Annotated in this window: 18 protein-coding genes; 11 read left to right on the top strand and 7 right to left on the bottom strand. The window is 64.8% G+C overall.

Features of this window, described 5'->3' with window-relative positions; all coding sequences use genetic code 11:
• Positions 1-44: 44 nt before the first annotated feature.
• Entirely contained in the window at positions 45-581 is a 537-nt protein-coding gene (locus tag AOT83_RS09170; protein WP_030093400.1) for a TetR/AcrR family transcriptional regulator, read from the top strand.
• A gap of 7 nt (positions 582-588) precedes the next feature.
• Here AOT83_RS09170 and AOT83_RS09165 read toward each other — a convergent pair whose 3' ends face one another.
• Together AOT83_RS09165 and AOT83_RS09160 are read right to left on the bottom strand one after the other, a co-directional pair.
• Positions 589-1911: a lipase family protein gene (locus AOT83_RS09165; protein ID WP_057965874.1), complete on the bottom strand. Its 1323-nt coding sequence runs from the start codon at positions 1909-1911 to the stop codon at positions 589-591.
• A 64-nt stretch (positions 1912-1975) separates the two neighbouring features.
• On the bottom strand, positions 1976-2695 hold the full coding sequence (locus AOT83_RS09160) for an NUDIX domain-containing protein (RefSeq protein WP_057966024.1): 720 nt from the start codon (positions 2693-2695) through the stop codon (positions 1976-1978).
• A gap of 83 nt (positions 2696-2778) precedes the next feature.
• Between AOT83_RS09160 and nadA the strand changes: the two genes are divergently transcribed.
• The 3 genes from nadA to nadC are packed head-to-tail and all read left to right on the top strand — an operon-like array spanning position 2779 to position 6235.
• Positions 2779-3807, top strand: a complete 1029-nt coding sequence (gene nadA / locus AOT83_RS09155) for a quinolinate synthase NadA (protein WP_046253784.1) — start codon at positions 2779-2781, stop codon at positions 3805-3807.
• Positions 3804-5375, top strand: coding sequence for an L-aspartate oxidase (locus tag AOT83_RS09150; RefSeq protein WP_057965873.1), 1572 nt, complete (start codon positions 3804-3806; stop codon positions 5373-5375). The genes nadA and AOT83_RS09150 overlap by 4 nt, the downstream gene beginning before the upstream one ends.
• Positions 5369-6235: a carboxylating nicotinate-nucleotide diphosphorylase gene (gene nadC, locus AOT83_RS09145; RefSeq protein ID WP_057965872.1), complete on the top strand. Its 867-nt coding sequence runs from the start codon at positions 5369-5371 to the stop codon at positions 6233-6235. Before AOT83_RS09150 ends, nadC begins: the two co-directional genes overlap by 7 nt.
• Before the next feature lie 2 nt (positions 6236-6237).
• Here the strand turns inward: nadC and AOT83_RS09140 are convergent, their stop codons facing one another.
• From AOT83_RS09140 to AOT83_RS09130, 3 genes are read right to left on the bottom strand one after another with little or no spacing between them, the layout of a single operon-like run.
• Positions 6238-7272, bottom strand: a complete 1035-nt coding sequence (locus AOT83_RS09140) for an ABC transporter substrate-binding protein (protein WP_057965871.1) — start codon at positions 7270-7272, stop codon at positions 6238-6240.
• Between the two features lie 2 nt (positions 7273-7274).
• Positions 7275-8141 (bottom strand): ABC transporter permease, encoded by an 867-nt coding sequence (locus AOT83_RS09135; protein ID WP_057965870.1) that lies wholly within the window; start codon positions 8139-8141, stop codon positions 7275-7277.
• On the bottom strand, positions 8131-8940 hold the full coding sequence (locus tag AOT83_RS09130) for an ABC transporter ATP-binding protein (protein ID WP_030093392.1): 810 nt from the start codon (positions 8938-8940) through the stop codon (positions 8131-8133). The genes AOT83_RS09135 and AOT83_RS09130 overlap by 11 nt, the downstream gene beginning before the upstream one ends.
• A gap of 140 nt (positions 8941-9080) precedes the next feature.
• On the opposite strand from AOT83_RS09130, the gene AOT83_RS09125 reads away from it, so the two are divergent.
• Both AOT83_RS09125 and AOT83_RS09120 read left to right on the top strand, forming a co-directional pair.
• Positions 9081-10763, top strand: a complete 1683-nt coding sequence (locus AOT83_RS09125) for a sensor histidine kinase (protein WP_234797658.1) — start codon at positions 9081-9083, stop codon at positions 10761-10763.
• Positions 10760-11428 (top strand): response regulator, encoded by a 669-nt coding sequence (locus tag AOT83_RS09120; protein ID WP_057965869.1) that lies wholly within the window; start codon positions 10760-10762, stop codon positions 11426-11428. Before AOT83_RS09125 ends, AOT83_RS09120 begins: the two co-directional genes overlap by 4 nt.
• Here AOT83_RS09120 and AOT83_RS09115 read toward each other — a convergent pair.
• Together AOT83_RS09115 and AOT83_RS09110 are read right to left on the bottom strand one after the other, a co-directional pair.
• On the bottom strand, positions 11412-12059 hold the full coding sequence (locus tag AOT83_RS09115; RefSeq protein ID WP_057965868.1) for a nitroreductase: 648 nt from the start codon (positions 12057-12059) through the stop codon (positions 11412-11414). The genes AOT83_RS09120 and AOT83_RS09115 overlap by 17 nt on opposite strands.
• 49 nt (positions 12060-12108) lie before the next feature.
• Positions 12109-12483 (bottom strand): nitroreductase family deazaflavin-dependent oxidoreductase, encoded by a 375-nt coding sequence (locus AOT83_RS09110; protein ID WP_030093388.1) that lies wholly within the window; start codon positions 12481-12483, stop codon positions 12109-12111.
• A 143-nt stretch (positions 12484-12626) separates the two neighbouring features.
• On the opposite strand from AOT83_RS09110, the gene hisD reads away from it, so the two are divergent.
• The 5 genes from hisD to priA are packed head-to-tail and all read left to right on the top strand — an operon-like array spanning position 12627 to position 17131.
• Positions 12627-14006, top strand: coding sequence for a histidinol dehydrogenase (hisD, locus tag AOT83_RS09105; RefSeq protein ID WP_232783264.1), 1380 nt, complete (start codon positions 12627-12629; stop codon positions 14004-14006).
• Entirely contained in the window at positions 14003-15136 is a 1134-nt protein-coding gene (locus AOT83_RS09100; protein WP_057965867.1) for a histidinol-phosphate transaminase, read from the top strand. Before hisD ends, AOT83_RS09100 begins: the two co-directional genes overlap by 4 nt.
• Positions 15133-15756, top strand: coding sequence for an imidazoleglycerol-phosphate dehydratase HisB (hisB, locus tag AOT83_RS09095; RefSeq protein ID WP_030093385.1), 624 nt, complete (start codon positions 15133-15135; stop codon positions 15754-15756). The genes AOT83_RS09100 and hisB overlap by 4 nt, the downstream gene beginning before the upstream one ends.
• Positions 15753-16403, top strand: coding sequence for an imidazole glycerol phosphate synthase subunit HisH (gene hisH, locus AOT83_RS09090; protein ID WP_057965866.1), 651 nt, complete (start codon positions 15753-15755; stop codon positions 16401-16403). The genes hisB and hisH overlap by 4 nt, the downstream gene beginning before the upstream one ends.
• Complete coding sequence (priA, locus tag AOT83_RS09085; protein WP_030093383.1) at positions 16400-17131, top strand: bifunctional 1-(5-phosphoribosyl)-5-((5-phosphoribosylamino)methylideneamino)imidazole-4-carboxamide isomerase/phosphoribosylanthranilate isomerase PriA; 732 nt, start codon at positions 16400-16402, stop codon at positions 17129-17131. Before hisH ends, priA begins: the two co-directional genes overlap by 4 nt.

Raw genomic sequence — 17131 nt, 5'->3', positions numbered from 1 at the left:
GCATACTGCTTACCGACCGGAAAGTCAGCGACTATTATCGGACGATGACCCCAGAAGCGCCCGTCGCGATCAACACCAGGGAGCGCATCCAAGCGGTCGCGCGAGATCTCTTCGCCGAGCAGGGGCTGCGCAACACCAGCCTGCGGGACATAGCGGCCCGGCTGGATATCACCAAGCCCGCTCTCTACTACCACTTTTCGTCGCGTGACGATCTGGTACGGAGCATCGTGCAGCCGATGGTGGACGACCTGGAGGCGTTTTTGGCCACCGGCGGATCACGGGACGCGCGCCAACTGTTAGAGGACTATTTCGACGTGCTGTGGGCGCATCGTGTGGTGCTGGGCATCATCGTGCGTGACCTGGCCACATTAGGACAGATCGAACTGGGTGAGTGGATGATCGAATGGCGGCGCAAGCTGATCACACTTCTGGCGGGCACCAAACCCTCGCCGGTACAGATGATTCGGGCGACAGTGGCCCTCGGCGGATTGTCGGACTGCACCATCGAGTACGCGGGCCGAACACGTACACAGGTCAAGAAGACTGCCGTGGACGCCGCCCTTGCCGCGTTGAACAGCTGACCCTTCTCTAGAGAGGACGGCCGCCCAGCACCTTGGCGCTGACCCAGCCGAGCTTGAACAGGCCCAGGTAGGTCGAGGGCTTCAACACCAGCGGCCAGCTCGTACGCCGCGGCTCCGTTCCCAGGCCGTCGCCGGCGAATCGTGCGCGCAGCCATGCCATCGACATGGGTGCGGACATCGGGTGCAGCAGCAGGTGCTCGTTGAGCAGGTCACGGTGGTAGGCGACGTGGGCGCCACCGCCGCGATAGGTCTCGGCGAGTTTGTCGATGCACGACGTCGAGATGATCTGGTCGTGCACGGCCTGGACGATGAGGACCGGAGGAGTGGGGACGGTCTTTCCGAGCTTGATGCTCTCGAAGACATGCTGCACCTCAGGGGTCTCGAGGAGCTGATCCAGCGGCTGGTCCACCAGATCGTCCATGTCTTTGAAGGCCATGGCGACGATCGCCCGCAAGGTTGGCATGCCTTCGAGCCGACCGAGGAACTCCTTGCCCTGGGGCGTCGCATGCTCCTCGATCACCCGCTCGAGGCCCGGATACACGTGCGAGAGGGCGGCGACGACCAGCCCGGGCAGCGCGGCGAACAGCCCGCCGTTGAGGCGACGGAAGGTGTGCCCCAGGTCGCCTACCGGAGAACCGAGGACCGCACCGGCAATATCGAGCTCGGGTGCGTACTCGGCACTGACTTCCGCCGCCCAGGCGGTGGCAAGTCCTCCGCCGGAATACCCCCACAGCCCGATGGGCGCACGCCGGGACAGCCCGAGGCGCTCACAGTCCAGGGCCGCCCGAATTCCGTCGAGCGTCCGATACCCGGGCTCCTCCGGCGCACCCCACGTCCCGTCGACGCCCTCGTGATCGGGTATGGAGACGGCCCAGCCCTGGGCGAGCAGTGCCGCGATCAGGAGCAGTTCGAGCTGCGTGAAGGAGCCGAGCGCATGGGCACCGCGGCGCAAGGCATAGGAGGGGAAGCACCGGTCGGTGACGGCGTCGATGGCGCATTGGTAGGAGACGATCGGAACGGATGCCGCCGGGTCGGTGCCGGTGGGCGTGAGAACGGTGGTCACCGCCGCTTCAGGGCGGCGATTGAGGTCATTGCTGCGGTACAGCAGCTGAGTCGCGGTGAATCGCTGCGGTATCACGCCCAGGAACCCGATCTCGACATCGCGGGTGCGCAGCACGGTGCCAGGCAGGGCGTGTTCGAATCCGCGGGGTGGCAGATAGAACGGATCCTCGGTGGGCAGCAGCGGGCGCGCGCCGCGCTCGAGCTCCTGATGAGGCGGTTCGCCGATCCACTTGACGTCACCGGATATCGCCAGGTCGTGGGGTGCCATGCCCGAGCTCCCTTCAAGGTCCCTGGCATTCATACCCTAAGAAGACTCTAAGAGGCTAGTCCCGTCAGCCGGGAGGGCGTAGCGCGGCAAATTCATCGGTGACCCGGTACCGGTCATCGGTGAATCGGTAGAGCGCGGCGGGCCGACCGCCGCTGCGGCCCGATCGCACGGTGGTCCCGGTCGGGGTGAGTACACCGCGCCGCACCAACACGCGCTGCAGATTGGTCGCGTCGACGGGATATCCCAGCGTCGCACAGTAGATGTCGCGGAGCATCGAGAGCGTGAATTCCTGTGGCGCCAAGGCGAATCCGATGTTGGTATAGGACATCTTGGCTATCAGGCGGGTATGCGCGTGTTCGACCATCACCTGATGGTCGAAGGCCATCGCGGGCAGCTTGCTCACCCGGTGCCACTGGGTGTCGGCGGGAAGCTCGGGGGTGGCGGGGAAGGGGACGAGGCCGAGGAAGGTCGAGGCGATGGTGCGCGGACCGGGAACGCGCCCCGGTGCAGAAAACACGGCCAGCTGTTCGAGGTGTGCCAACTCACGCACATCCACCTTTTCGGCGAGCTGCCGGCGGATGGAGGAGGGGAGATCCTCGTCGGTGCGGACCTGGCCGCCCGGCAGTGCCCACGCGCCGCGGTGCGGTTCGAGCGCGCGCTGCCAGAGCAACACGGCGAGTTCCGGAGTGGATGTCGGCGCATCCGCCCTGGTTGGGGTGTCTTCGAAATGACGTACTTGGAACACCACGGCTAACACCTCGTGCTCGGTGCTAGTATGGACCATGTTTTCGATCATAAGTCGAAAACCTCGGTCGACCAAACCCAGCCCGAAGGCTGACCGAGACCCAAGGGCGCGAGGAGGCGGCCATGACGGCAGCTGACGTCGTACTTGACGGCGTGATCGACGGCCCCGGTGGATACACCGGAGTGGAGGGCGATGCCCGTTGGGCCGAGCAAGTGCGTCGGCTGGCCAAGCAGCGCGGTGCCACATTGCTCGCGCATAATTACCAGCTTCCTGCCATCCAGGACGTCGCGGACCATGTCGGCGACTCCCTGGCGCTCTCCCGTATCGCCGCGGAGGCGCCCGAGGACACCATTGTGTTCTGCGGTGTTCACTTCATGGCCGAGACGGCCAAGATTCTCAGTCCGGACAAGACGGTGCTCATCCCGGATCAGCGGGCCGGCTGCTCGCTGGCCGATTCCATCACCGCTGAGGAACTGCGCGACTGGAAGGCCGAGTTTCCCGACGCCGTGGTGGTCTCGTACGTCAACACCACCGCGGCCGTGAAGGCGCTCACCGACATCTGCTGCACATCCTCGAACGCTGTCGACGTCGTCGCGTCGATCGACCCGGACCGCGAGGTGTTGTTTTGTCCTGACCAGTTCCTCGGCGCACACGTCAAGCGGGTGACAGGCCGTCAGAACATGCAGATCTGGGCGGGCGAGTGCCATGTGCACGCCGGAATCAATGGCGACGAACTTGCCGGACAGGCGCGTTCACACCCGGATGCCGAACTGTTCGTGCATCCCGAATGCGGATGCGCGACATCGGCTCTCTATCTGGCGGGAGAAGGTGCCGTCCCCGACGACCGGGTGAAGATCCTGTCCACGGGCGGCATGCTCGACGCGGCGCGTGAGACTCGGGCGCGAGAGGTATTGGTGGCCACCGAAGTCGGCATGTTGCACCAGCTGCGCAAGGCCGCTCCCGACGTGAATTTCCTGGCGGTCAACGACCGTGCCTCGTGCACGTACATGAAGATGATCACCCCCGCGGCGATGCTGCGCTGCCTTGTCGAGGGCCGCGATGAGGTACATGTGGATCTGGACACCGCGCGGCTGGCCCGGCGCAGTGTGCAGCGGATGATTGAGATCGGACAGCCCGGCGGCGGAGAATGACGCTACCGGCGGGGACCACCTGGTCGGCCGAGGCCGATGTGGTTGTCGTCGGCGCGGGTGTAGCCGGATTGGCGGCGGCGCTCGCAGCACACCGCCTCGGCCGAAAGGTCGTGGTGCTCAGCAAGGTTGGAGCCACGGCGACACATTTCGCCCAGGGCGGTATCGCCGTGGTGCTTCCCGATACGGACGATTCGGTCCAGGCGCACGTCCATGACACATTGACCGCCGGGGCCGGTCTGTGTGACGTCGACGCGGTGCGCTCCATCGTGTCGGACGGCTACCGCGCGGTGCGTGATCTGGTGGAAGACGGTGCCAGATTCGACGAAACACGTTCCGGGCAATGGGCATTGACGCGTGAAGGCGGACACAGCACCCGTCGGATCATTCACGCCGGCGGCGATGCCACCGGCGCGGAGGTGCAGCGGGCACTCGATCACGCCGCGGCGACGCTAGACATCCGGCGCAGTCACGTGGTGCATGACGTTCTCACGGGGCCCGACGGTGTGGGCGGTGTGCTCGTCAAGAACGGCGACGGTCTGGGCGTGATCCGCACCGGGGCCGTGATTCTCGCCACCGGCGGTCTCGGACATCTGTACTCGGCGACCACCAATCCAGCGGGCTCCACCGGCGACGGGATCGCACTGGCCCTGCGTACGGGCGCTCCAGTGGCCGATATCGAGTTCATCCAGTTTCACCCGACCATGTTGCATAGTCCCGGGGCCACCGGCTGCCGTCCTCTCATCAGTGAGGCAGTCCGCGGCGAAGGTGCTGTTCTTGTTGATAAACAGGGAGATTCGGTGACCGCCGGGGTGCATCCGATGGGCGATCTGGCACCACGGGATGTGGTGGCCGGAGCGATCGCCCGGCGGCTGCGCGAGACCGGAGATCAATGCGTCTACCTCGACGCACGCGCGATCGGCAACTTCGTGGGCCGATTCCCGACCATCACCGCTGCGTGCGTCGCGGCGGGTATCGATCCCGCGGTCCAGCTCATCCCCGTGGTTCCGGGGGCGCATTACAGTTGCGGCGGCGTTGTCACCGATCCCCACGGCCAGACGGAGATTGCCGGATTATTCGCCGCCGGAGAGGTCGCTCGTACCGGCATGCATGGGGCAAACAGGCTGGCCTCCAACAGCTTGTTGGAAGGACTCGTGGTGGGCAGGCGTGCGGGCGAGGCCGCCGCCCGGGTCGTTGGCCGGTCGGCCATTGCCGCAGATCGTGATCGTGCGCAGACACGTCTCGAACGTCGACGACTTCAGGCAGCAATGACTCGCTGGGCGTCGGTGCTGCGTGATGCGGACGGGCTCAAGCTACTGGACGAGGAGTTGCGCTCATGCGTCCCAACATCGTCCGATTCCAGCGGTATGAATCCACGTGACGTGGAGGACGCCGCGCTCACTCTGACCGCCGCCGCTGTGGTCAGTGCGGCCGCTGCCCGCGCCGAATCCCGGGGCTGCCATGCCCGCTCGGATTGGCCGGACACCGATCCCGAGTTTGCCGTGAGTCTTCCGGTGCGCCGCGACGCAGACGGATGTGAAGTTGCGCTACCGTCGGGGGTGCCATGTTGACCGAAACATTGACGGAAACCGAACTCGCCGAGGCGCGTTCGGCAGTTAAGCGTGCTCTTGAAGAAGACCTCCGCTATGGCCCCGACATCACGAGCCAGGCAACTGTGCCCGCCGACGCGGAGTGCAGCGCCTCGATGGTGACACGTTCGGGGGGAGTCGTTGCCGGCATTGACATTGCCCTCATCGTTCTCGACGAGGTTGTCGGCGCAGGGAATTATCGCGTCGAGAATCGCCTCACCGACGGCACGCGCGTGGGTACCGGAACGCCGCTGCTCACCGTCACCGCCCCCACTCGCGATCTGCTTACTGCCGAGCGCACCATGCTGAATCTGGTGTGTCACCTCTCCGGAATCGCGACCACCACCGCTGCCTGGGTGGATGCTGTCGACGGAACCGGCGCGCAGATCCGCGATACCCGCAAAACCCTTCCGGGACTGCGACTCCTGCAGAAGTATGCGGTGCGTGCCGGCGGCGGTGTGAACCACCGCCTCGGCCTCGGCGACGCCGCACTCATCAAGGACAATCACGTGGTGGCCGCCGGTTCGGTGGTGGCCGCGTTGCGGGCGGTCCGCGCGGCCGCTCCGAACATCGAGTGTGAGGTCGAAGTCGACTCTCTCGAACAGCTCGACGAGGTCATCGCCGAGGGGGCAGAACTCGTCCTTCTCGACAACTTTCCGGTCTGGCAGACCCAGGTGGCCGCGCAGCGTCGTGATGCACGCGCTCCGCAACTCAAGCTGGAGTCCTCCGGGGGGCTTTCGCTGGAAACGGCGGCCGCGTACGCCAAGACGGGTGTCGACTATCTTGCGGTGGGTGCGTTGACGCACTCGGCCCGAGTGCTCGACATCGGTTTGGATATGTAGCGTCAATCCCGAAGTGCGGCCCGTGCGAACTCGGTCGTGTAGGTGGCGGTGATGTCGATACGCTGCTTCACGGGCGCCACATTCTTGGAATACATCCCGAGGATGCGTAAGGCATTCTGTGCGCCTTCGGGTTTCATCAACCCGTCACCGTTGAACATTCCGATGGAATCGGCGATCGACTGCAGGTACAGGTCCTTGTTTCCGCCCGCATATTGAGGTGGCATCTTGTCCGCGATCTGTGCGGGGGAGTGCTCTTTGATCCACCGCAGCGTCTGGACGAATGCCGTGACGAGCTTCTGCACGATCTCGGGATGCGCCTTCACCGTGTCGCACCGCATGTAGAGCGCGGTCGACGGATACAGACCGCCGAGAGCCTGGCGTGTTCCCGCCTCGGTGCGCATGTCGACGAGGACCTTGGCCTGGCCCGCGTTCACCATCTGCGCCACCGTCGGATCCGTGGTCATACCGGCGTCGATGCCGTCATGGTTCATTCCGGCGATGAATGTCTGTCCCGCACCGACCTTGACCCGGTTGTAGTCGGCGGTGTTCAGTCCGGCCTGCCCTGCCAGGGCCTGCGTCAGGAAGTCTGTGGATGACCCCAGCGACGTGACACCGAGGTTCTTGCCACGGAAGTCGGCAGGAGACGAGACGGTCGCGGTGTCCCTGGCGGATACCAGCTCCACCTCACCCGGAACGTCTGCCATCTGAACCACCGAGGTAATGCATTGCTCCTTGGCCTGCAGGTCGATGGTGTGGTCATAGAAGCCGACAACCGCCTGCACATCGCCGGTGAGCAGCGCGGTCTCCGCGGTAGCGCCCGACTGCTCACTGAGCAGTGTCACGTCGATGTCGTTGTTCTTGAAGTGGCCGAGCTGCTGGGTGAGCATCGCCGGTAGATAGATGATCTTCTCCAGGCCGCCCACCATGATGGTGACCTGCGGTCTGCCATTGGCCATCGGGATGTGCCGGGAGTCCCGGCATCCAGCGGTCAACAGCACAGCGGTGATGAGAACGAAGGTGAGTACGTGTCTTCTCATCACTACACTCCGTGACCCGAACTGGATTGAGTGGGACGCCATTTCAGTAGCCGGGATTCGGCGATACCGATGAGCCATTCGGCGAGCAGGGCGACGACCGTGATGATGATCATGCCGGCGTAGATGCCGGCGGAGTCGAATGTGCCCTGGGCGTTGCTGATCAAAAGGCCCAATCCCTTGCTAGCGCCCGCATATTCACCGACGACGGCGCCGATCAGGGCGAATCCGAATGCGGTGTGCAGGCTCGACAGAATCCAGCTTGTCGCGCTGGGTAGCACGATTGAGGTGAGGATGCGGCTAGGGCTGGCACCGAGAATCCGGGCATTGTTGATCACGTTTCCATCTACCTCACGGGCACCGGTGAACGCGTTGAAGAACACCGCGAAGAACACCAGAACCACCACGGTGGCCACCTTGGAACTCAGCCCCAGACCAAACCAGATGATGAACAGTGATGCCAATACGATGCGCGGAACAGCGTTGAGCGCCTTGATGAACGGTGCCAACACCTCCGACCAATAGCGGCTGCGGCCCAGCAGCACACCCAGTGTCACTCCCGCGACGGTACCGATCAGGAACCCCAGAACGGCCTCTTGCACAGTGGTGAAGATCTGCAGCCATATCGAGCCGAACTGGGTGCCGACGGTGAACCACTCAATCAATCGGCCCCAGATCAGTGAGGGCTTCGAATAGAAGAAGGGATCCAGCCATAGCGTGGCGGCCAACTCCCACGAGGCCAGCCACACCACCACCAGCAGGGTCCGCAGCCCCCAGACGCGAATCTGGCTGCGACGCTTGTTGCGGCGGGCGCGCTCGAGGATGTCCTCGTCGCTTTCGGACACCGGACGAATGAGCAGACTATGCGACACGAGACTCTCCCTTCGCGCGAGCGGCTTCGACCTGATCGCGCAGTGTTTCCCAGATTTCGCGGTAGATCGTCCGGAATTCGTCGGTGAGTCTCACCTCTTCGACATCGCGGGGACGCGGGAGGGTGACGGGAAAGTCACCACAGACGGTGGCAGGGCTTGCGGTCATCACCACCACTCGGTCGGCCAGCACGATCGCCTCCTCGAGGTCGTGGGTGACGAAGATGACCGCCGCTCCGGTGCCTGACCACACCCGCAGCAGTTCGTCCTGCATGAGCTGGCGAGTCTGTACATCGAGGGCGCTGAATGGCTCATCCATGAGCAGAATCTCGGGTTCGTTGACCAGGGTCTGGGCCAGCGCTACACGCTTGCGCATCCCGCCCGAGAGCTGATGCGGGTAGTACTTCTCGAACCCGGCCAGGCCCACGGTCCGGACCCAGGTCGCTGCCCTCTCACGGGCCGCGTCCTTGCTCGCGCCGCGATAGATCGGACCCAGGGCGACGTTGTCGATCACGTTCTTCCACGGCAGGACCGCATCTTGCTGGAACATATAGCCCACCCCTGCGGGGATATCGGATACGTCCTCGCCGCGCACCAGGACACGGCCGGCCGATGGCGGTTCAAGTCCGGACACGAGGGACAAGGTGGTCGACTTACCGCATCCGGTGGGGCCGACAACGGCGACGAATTCCCCGGCGCCGATGTCGATGTTCAGATCTCGGACCGCGGTGTGGATACCGTCGCCTCGATTGGAGGGGAACCGTTTGGTTGCGCCCTGAAGTTCGATGAGTGGAAGCGTCATTGCCTTCTCCTTCGCTAGCCGACGGAGACTGAACATAAGTGGTGGGCGTCACAGATTTCTGCTTGTGCGCACTACCCGCGCAAATCGTGGATTTCGTCAGTTTTGCGCATTCTGCGCACGGCCTGCCTAGGCTCGGGCACATGGGTTCCGGGAAGCGCACCGTGCTGCGATTGCGCACGCAGGTGCTTCTTCTGCAGGTCGCCGTGATTTTTCTGGCATTGGGTTTGGCGTTCGCGGTGCTCGCCGCGGTGGGCGATCGGCGGCTTTCCTCCGAGTACGGCCAGCGGGCGCTGGCGATCGCGGGAACGGTGGCGGCCATGCCGGAGGTACGGGCACGGGTTACCGAGTATGCGCAGGGCACGCTCATTCCGGGACAGGGCCTCACCGATGAGCTCTCTGATGGGCCGCTGCAACACATCGCTGCTGCGGTGCTGGAGCGCAGCGACGCGCTGTTCGTGGTGATCACCGATGAGCATGGACTCCGGCTGGCGCACCCCACACAGGAGCGACTGGGCCACCCCGTCAGCACCGATCCGTCGGGAGCTCTCGCCGGACGAGATGTGGTCGTCGAGGAGACGGGGACGCTGGGAGGCTCAGTACGGGCCAAAGTGCCGGTCCGGCAGCCTGGTTCGTCAACCGTGGTGGGGGAGGTCAGTGTCGGCGTATCGACCACCGCTGTGCGCGACAGATTGTTCTCGGATCTGAGGATCGCGGGATGCGTTGTCGGTGTGGCATTTCTGTTCGGAATCGGCGGCTCGGTGTTGTTGGCTCGCCGGTGGCGAAGCCTCACTCTGGGCCTGGAGCCGGCCGAGTTGGCCGAGTTGGTCAGAGAACAAGCGGCGGTTCTCCACGGCATCGGCGAAGGGGTCCTCGCCGTGGATGTCGAGGGGCGCACGACAGTCGTCAACGATGAAGCGAAACGTCTGCTGGGGCTGGATGAGGTGACCGGACAGCCGGATAGCGATATCGGCTTGACGCCAAGGATTCTCGGGGTACTTCGGGAGAAGTCGGCGGCGCCGGTTCTGGCGACGGTGGGGGACAGGGTTGTGGTGGTGACCGCTCGGCGGGTGACCCGGGCCGGCCGTGAGCTCGGCGCGGTGCTCACCGTGCGCGACCGAACGGATGTCGAATCCCTGACTCGGCAGTTGGATGCGGTCCAGTCGATGAGCGCCGTGCTGCGCGCGCAGCGGCATGAGTTCGCTAACCGCTTGCACCTGCTGAGCGGGCTGGTGCATGGAAACCGGACGCAGGAGGCTGCCCGGCTCCTGGATGAGTTGCTCGGTACCGGACCGCTGGGTGCGGCGCTTCCGGATATCGAGACGTTGGGCGATCCCTATCTTCAGGCCTTTGTGGCGGCGAAGACCGCGAACGCGCGCGAGGCAGGCGTCACTCTGACACTGGGCGACAACACCTGGGTATCCGGCACTCTCGTGCATCCCGTTGATGTCACGACTGTGCTGGGCAATTTGATCGACAATGCGATCGATGCGGCACGTACCGGGGCTGACCCGAACCGTCGGGTCGAGGTCGGTGTGGTTCAGGATGGTTCTACGCTGCATATCAGTGTCGCCGACAGCGGTGACGGCGTTGCCGAATGCGTGGCGGATGATCTTTTCGCAGAAGGGATCTCGACCAAGGAGCATGCCGCAGTGCCGGGTGGCCGCGGAGTGGGTCTGGCATTGTCGCGCCAGATCGCCCGGGGGCTGGGCGGCGATGTGTGGCTGGCGACGGCAGCGGGGACAGGCCCCGGGCTTGCGGGTGCAGAATTCAGTGCGCGGATGCCATCGGTGATGACCGAGACCGACGGGAAGGACCCGGGATGAACGAAACCACGATCAAGGTGCTGATCGTCGACGATGACTTCCGGGTGGCCAACTTGCATGCCGGGATTGTCGATGCGGTACCGGGATTCACGGTTGTGGCGACTGCGAACAGCATCGGAGCCGCTCACGAGGTGACGAGGTCGACCGACGTCGATCTCGCACTGGTCGACGTGTACCTTCCCGACGGGTCCGGGATCGACTTCGTGCGCGAGTTGCGCTGCGATGCCATGGTCCTGTCGGCGGCGGTCGACGGCGCCACGATCCGGCAGGCATTGATCGCCGGTGCTGCGAGCTATCTGGTGAAGCCATTCGCCAACGCCTCGCTGGTGGCGCGGCTGACTGCGTACGCCCGGTACCGCAAGATCCTGCACAGTGACGAGCTCAGCCCCGCCGAGGTGGACGCCGCTCTGGAGTCCCTGCGGCCCAGTGTCGGCGTGCCGCGCGCCGCGGCCGCGGCGTCGCCGACCAAGCAGATCGTCCTGCATGCGATTCGGGATGCGCGCTCGCCCATGTCGTCGGCGGAAGTAGCTGTGGCGGTGGGTATCTCACGTGCGACCGCGCAGCGCTACCTGGCCTCACTGGTGGGAAGTTCAGAATTGCAGATGCGGTTGCGGTACGGCACCACCGGGCGTCCCGAACAGGAGTTCCTCATTCCAGGAACGTGACATTGGCACTGACCGGATCGCGCGGGGCGCGTACAGCATTCACCGGGGCATCGGGATTCGCGTAGCCAATGGACACCGCGCAGACCAGATTCAGACTCTCGGGCAGCTTGAGCACCGGGCGAATCGCTTCGGGAAACATGGCGGGAGCGACCTGCATGCACGAACCGATCCCGCGCGACCGCAGGGCCAGGGCAAGCGTCTGCAGGTACATGCCGACTCCGGCGATATCGGCCGGGCCAAGCCGTGAGTCCACCCCGACAATGGCGGCGGTGGGTGCACCGAAGAACCTGAAGTTCCGCAGCCCGGCCTCCAAACGTGCCTCGGCATCGCCGCGCTGGACACCGAGCGCCCCGTAGACCTGGACTCCGACAGCGAACCGCCGGGCGTTGTACTCGTCGGGAAGCTCCATGCGGCCCAGGCCGTTGCTCCGCACGCAGGCCACCAACGACTCGCTCAGGCGCTCGCGTATCGCGCCTTCGGCGATGACGACGCGCCACGGCTGGATGTTCGAATTCGATGGCGCGTGCTGTGCCGTCTCCAGAGCCGCCAACAGAACATCGCGGGGGACAGGTGTCGACAAGAAATCACGGATCGAGGACCGGTCACGGACCAGCTGTTCGAAATCAGACACGCCTCAGTATGGGCACGACTCACCCAGATATTCAACAGCTGATGAATATCTACTGGGCGATATCGGCGACGAACACTCCCGCGCGCTTGTTCACCTGGCGGGTCGCCCGGGTCAGTCCCGGATCCCCTTGGCCTTGCTCCACGATGCGCGGGTTGATCACATGAATCTGCTTACCGCGAAAGAGCGTGATGTCGGCACCGCCGGCGGCGATCACGTTCTTCGTCCAGTTGGTCTTGCCATGAATCAGTCCGATGGAGAGGACATTGCCTTTGCGGAATGCATTCACAGTGGTTTCGTACTTGGCGCCCGAGGTGCGGCCGAAGTGGGTAACGGTGGCGAATGAAGGCAGAAAGCGTGCGATAGGGGCCATGAGCGGGTTGATGAACTTGATCTGAGCTCGCTCAAGCCAGTCAGGCAGAAGCATGGGCACGCCGGGCTGATGGTTTGCTGACATCGATGATCCGATCGTTGTGGGTCGGTGCGGCTTTTCGTGGACGAGTCTAGTTAGACGTGCGTCACGCACAACCGGTGACTGCGTGGTAAATGGTGTTGAGCAGCTCTGGGAGAATGGCGGATGTGATCGACGGACCCACCCCAGCAGATGCTCTTGGTGCAGGCGGCACGACGCTGCTTCGCCGTATCGACATGCGTGGTGCCAGCCTGTCCCCGTCCCATCTGCGCTCTGCGCTCCCGCGGGGCGGAACCGACGTCGACGCCGTGCTCCCGACGGTGCGGCCGGTCGTCGAAGCGGTCCGAGACCGCGGCGCCGAGGCGGCACTTCAGTACTGCGCCGAGTTCGATGGTGTCCGCCCCGAGACCGTTCGCGTGCCCGCGGCCGAGCGGGAGCGCGCCCTCGCCGAACTGGACCCTGCGGTGCGCGACGCACTCGAGGTGGCAATCCTGCGCGCGCGGGCGGTGCACGCCGATCAGCGCCGCCAGGACACGGTGACCACCGTCGCCGATGGCGCCACCGTGACCGAGCGATGGGTGCCCGTGGAACGCGTCGGCTTGTACGTTCCCGGCGGTAACGCCGTGTACCCGTCGAGCGTCGTGATGAACGTCGTGCCGGCGCAGACGGCCGGAGTCGGTTCCCTCGTCATCGCTTCACCGCCGCAGGCGCAGTTCGGCGGGCTGCCCCACCCGACGATTCTCGCGGCGGCGCAGTTGCTTGGAGTTGAGGAGATCTGGGCGGTCGGCGGTGCGCAGGGTATCGCGCTACTGGCCCATGGCGGCGTCGACACCGATGGCGGCGAACTCGCTCCGGTCGACATGATTACCGGGCCCGGCAATATCTACGTGACCGCGGCCAAGCGGTTGTGCAGGTCGCTGGTGGGCATCGATGCCGAGGCAGGCCCCACCGAGATTGCCATCCTCGCCGACGAGACGGCAGATCCGGTGCATGTGGCCGCCGACCTGATCAGCCAGGCCGAACACGACGTGTTAGCGGCAAGCGTGCTCGTCACCACGAGTGAAAAACTGGCCGATGCGGTGGTGAAAGAGACCGCCGCACAGCTGGAGACGACCGTGCATGCCGAACGTGTCACCGCGGCGTTGACCGGCCCCCAGTCGGGAATCGTTCTCGTCGACGATCTCAGCGCCGGAATCAAGGTCGTGAATGCCTATGCGGCCGAGCACCTGGAAATTCAAACTGCCGATCCCGTGCCCGTGGCCGCCCGTGTGCGCAGTGCCGGCGCGATCTTCCTGGGCCCGTGGTCGCCGGTAAGCCTCGGCGACTACTGCGCCGGATCCAATCACGTACTGCCCACTGCCGGGTGTGCACGGCACTCCAGTGGGCTGTCCGTGCAGACCTTCCTGCGCGGCATCCACATCGTGGATTACACCGAGGCAGCCCTCAAAGAGGTTTCCGGGCACGTGATTACGCTTGCCAACGCAGAGAATCTGCCTGCGCACGGTGAGGCAGTTCGGCGCAGGTTCGAGCGATCGTGAGCGATCTGATCGGAGGGGCGGCCCGGCTGGAAGACTTGCCGTTACGGGAAAGCCTGCGTGGCAAGAATCCTTACGGCGCACCGCAGTTGACCGTGCCGGTGCGGCTGAACACCAACGAGAATCCGCACGAACCATCGGACGGCTTGATCGAGGACGTCGCCGCGTCGGTTCGCGAGGTGGCCGCGGAATTGCACCGATACCCAGACCGGGACGCGGTGGCCCTTCGCACGGATCTGGCGGCATACCTGACCGGACAGACCGGGGTGCCCGTCGCTGCCGAGAATGTTTGGGCGGCAAACGGTTCCAACGAGATACTGCAGCAGCTGCTGCAGGCCTTCGGCGGGCCCGGGCGCAGCGCGCTGGGCTTCACGCCGTCGTACTCGATGCACCCGATCATCTCCGATGGAACCCAGACGGAATGGATGCAGGCCCAGCGCCTGGAAGACTTCTCGCTCGATGCCGGTGCAGCGGTCGACGCGATTCGAGCGCGTCAGCCCGATGTCATCTTCGTGACGAGTCCCAACAACCCGACAGGACAGTCGGTTCCGCTGCAGGACTTGCGGCAGATCCTCGACGAGGCTCCGGGCATCGTGATCCTGGATGAGGCATACGGCGAGTTCTCTTCCGCGCCAAGCGGAATCACGTTGATCGACGAGTATCCGACGAAGCTGATCGTGAGCCGCACCATGAGTAAGGCCTTCGCCTTCGCCGGTGGGCGGCTAGGGTACCTCGCGGCGGCACCGGCGGTCATCGATGCGCTGCTGCTGGTGCGACTGCCGTACCACCTCTCCGTGCTCACCCAGGCCGCCGCGCGTGCCGCGGTGAAACATGGCGCCGAGACCCTCGGCAGCGTCGCGACGTTGGTGGCCGAACGTATCCGGGTATCGGAAGCGTTATCGGCCAGCGGATTCGAGGTCATTCCCAGTGACGCGAATTTCGTGCTGTTCGGCCGATTCACCGATTCGGCCGCGAGCTGGCAGCGTTATCTCGACGCGGGTGTTCTCATCCGCGATGTCGGCATTCCGGGATTTCTGCGCGTCACCATCGGGTTGGCGAGCGAGAATGACGTGTTCTTGAAGGTCAGCGACAATCTGGCTGCGACGGACCTAGAGAAAGGTGCGCCCTCGTGACGGCATCGGCGTGGAATCGGGTGGCACGCGTGGCGCGCGCCACCCGCGAGTCGGACATTGTGGTGGAACTGAACCTGGACGGCGCAGGCCAGGTGCACATCGACACCGGCGTGCCGTTCTTCGACCACATGCTCACGGCTCTCGGTACCCACGCCAGTTTCGATCTGACGATCACGGCCAAGGGCGACACTGAGATCGAGGCGCACCACACTGTGGAGGACACCGCCATCACTCTCGGCCAGGCGCTCGCCGAGGCGCTCGGTGACAAGAAGGGAATTCGCCGGTTCGGTGATGCCTTCATCCCGATGGACGAAACCCTGGCCCACGCCGCGGTGGACGTTTCCGGCCGACCGTACTGTGTGCACACTGGCGAACCGGATCACCTGCTGCACACCACAATCGCAGGTTCTTCGGTTCCCTATCACACCGTCATCAATGCGCACGTGTTCGAGTCGTTGGCGCTCAACGCCCGGATCGCGCTACATGTGCGCACGCTGTACGGCCGCGACCCGCACCACATCACCGAGGCGCAGTACAAGGCTGTCGCCCGAGCCCTGCGCCAAGCGGTGGAACCCGATCCCCGGGTTACCGGAGTGCCGTCGACCAAGGGCAGCCTGTGACTGGTGCTGGACCTAAAGTCGTTGTCCTCGACTACGGTTCGGGCAATCTGAGATCGGCACAGCGCGCGCTGGAACGGGTCGGTGCCGATGTCACGGTGACCGCCGATGCCAACGTGGCGCTGAACGCCGACGGTCTTGTCGTGCCCGGGGTGGGCGCCTTCGCGGCCTGCATGGAGGGACTGCGCGGTATCGACGGTGAGCGGATCATCGACGTGCGGCTGTCCGGGGGCCGCCCTGTGTTGGGCATCTGCGTCGGCATGCAGATTCTGTTCAGCCACGGCATCGAATTCGGTGTTGACGCCGAGGGCTGCGGTCAGTGGCCCGGCGTGGTCAGCCGCCTGGATGCACCAGTGATCCCGCATATGGGCTGGAACACCGTCGATGCGCCGGCCGAATCGGATCTGTTCGCAGGTCTGGACGCCGACACGCGTTTTTACTTCGTGCACTCGTACGCCGTACAGAAATGGGAGCTGGAAACGCCCGTCGACTCACCGATCGCGAAGCCGCTGGTGACCTGGGCGACCCATCACGTGCCATTTGTCGCGGCAGTGGAGAATGGGGCACTTGCTGCCACTCAGTTCCATCCGGAGAAGAGTGGCGATGCGGGGGCCGTGTTGTTGAGTAATTGGGTGAAGGGAATCTCTTGAGTCTCGTTCTATTACCGGCGGTTGACGTCGCCGATGGTCAGGCAGTGCGCCTCGTGCAGGGCAAGGCGGGCAGCGAAACCACCTACGGTTCACCCCGCGATGCGGCTTTGGCGTGGCAGAACGACGGTGCCGAGTGGGTGCATCTGGTGGACCTGGATGCGGCCTTCGGTCGTGGTTCCAACCGCGAGCTACTGGCGCAGGTGGTAGGCGAGCTCGATGTGAAAGTAGAGCTCTCGGGTGGCATCCGCGATGACGAGTCTTTGACGGCAGCCCTGGCAACCGGCTGCGCCCGAGTCAATCTCGGTACCGCCGCACTGGAGGATCCGCAGTGGTGTGCCTCCGCGATCGCGCGCCACGGCGAGCGTGTGGCCGTAGGGCTTGACGTACAGATCGTGGACGGTGAGCACCGGCTACGGGGCCGCGGCTGGGTCAGCGACGGCGGCGATCTCTGGGAGGTACTGGAACGTCTGCGCGGTCAGGGGTGTTCGCGCTACGTCGTCACCGATGTGACGAAGGACGGCACTCTGACCGGTCCGAACCTTGAGCTGCTTGCGCAGGTCGCAGGTGTGGCGAACGCACCTGTGATTGCCTCGGGCGGGGTGTCGAGCCTGGATGACTTGCGGGCCATCGCGGAGCTGACCGGGGCGGGTATCGAGGGCGCGATCGTCGGAAAGGCTCTGTACGCGGGCCGTTTCACCCTGCCGGATGCACTGGCTGCCGTCTCCTGA

Source organism: Mycobacteroides sp. H001, from assembly GCF_001440005.1.
GTDB classification, from domain to species: Bacteria; Actinomycetota; Actinomycetes; order Mycobacteriales; family Mycobacteriaceae; genus Mycobacterium; species Mycobacterium gwanakae.
The sequence above is the reverse complement of the archived record's forward strand: the minus strand, read 5'-3'. Positions and strand labels throughout refer to the sequence as shown.

Excerpts from the sequence above, each read along its gene's own strand:
- AOT83_RS09170 (WP_030093400.1), top strand. The coding sequence starts at position 45 with ATGACCCCAGAAGCGCCCGTCGCGATCAACACCAGGGAGCGCATCCAA.
- AOT83_RS09165 (WP_057965874.1), bottom strand. The coding sequence starts at position 1,911 with ATGGCACCCCACGACCTGGCGATATCCGGTGACGTCAAGTGGATCGGC.
- AOT83_RS09160 (WP_057966024.1), bottom strand. The coding sequence starts at position 2,695 with ATGGTCCATACTAGCACCGAGCACGAGGTGTTAGCCGTGGTGTTCCAA.
- nadA (WP_046253784.1), top strand. The coding sequence starts at position 2,779 with ATGACGGCAGCTGACGTCGTACTTGACGGCGTGATCGACGGCCCCGGT.
- AOT83_RS09150 (WP_057965873.1), top strand. The coding sequence starts at position 3,804 with ATGACGCTACCGGCGGGGACCACCTGGTCGGCCGAGGCCGATGTGGTT.
- nadC (WP_057965872.1), top strand. The coding sequence starts at position 5,369 with ATGTTGACCGAAACATTGACGGAAACCGAACTCGCCGAGGCGCGTTCG.
- AOT83_RS09140 (WP_057965871.1), bottom strand. The coding sequence starts at position 7,272 with ATGAGAAGACACGTACTCACCTTCGTTCTCATCACCGCTGTGCTGTTG.
- AOT83_RS09130 (WP_030093392.1), bottom strand. The coding sequence starts at position 8,940 with ATGACGCTTCCACTCATCGAACTTCAGGGCGCAACCAAACGGTTCCCC.
- AOT83_RS09125 (WP_234797658.1), top strand. The coding sequence starts at position 9,081 with ATGGGTTCCGGGAAGCGCACCGTGCTGCGATTGCGCACGCAGGTGCTT.
- AOT83_RS09120 (WP_057965869.1), top strand. The coding sequence starts at position 10,760 with ATGAACGAAACCACGATCAAGGTGCTGATCGTCGACGATGACTTCCGG.
- AOT83_RS09110 (WP_030093388.1), bottom strand. The coding sequence starts at position 12,483 with ATGCTTCTGCCTGACTGGCTTGAGCGAGCTCAGATCAAGTTCATCAAC.
- hisD (WP_232783264.1), top strand. The coding sequence starts at position 12,627 with ATGGCGGATGTGATCGACGGACCCACCCCAGCAGATGCTCTTGGTGCA.